General features: G+C 63.3%; 1 pseudogene. It reads left to right on the plus strand.

Going from position 1 to position 270, the window contains the following annotated elements:
- A pseudogene (locus A3714_RS18025) lies at window positions 1-270 on the plus strand (alcohol dehydrogenase); the annotation flags it as partial.

Here is a 270-nt window from a genome sequence, read left to right on the forward strand (position 1 = left end):
GCCTATGCCGAACGGGTGCTGGTGGAGGAATCCCTGGCCTTTCCTGTCACCAACGGTATTTCCGATGACCATGCGGCGCTGACCGAACCCATGGCGGTGTCCCTGCATGCGGTAAACCGCTCCGGGATAGGCCGTCGTGACACGGCCATCGTGATTGGGTGCGGGCCCATTGGTCTCGGGGTGATTGCCATGCTCAAGGCCAAGGGGGTACGTCATATCGTCGCCAGTGATCTTTCCCCCACGCGCCGCAAGCTGGCCAGGGCCATGGGC

Origin of the sequence: Alcanivorax sp. HI0007 (assembly GCF_001635525.1) — a bacterium.
Lineage (GTDB): Bacteria > Pseudomonadota > Gammaproteobacteria > Pseudomonadales > Alcanivoracaceae > Alcanivorax.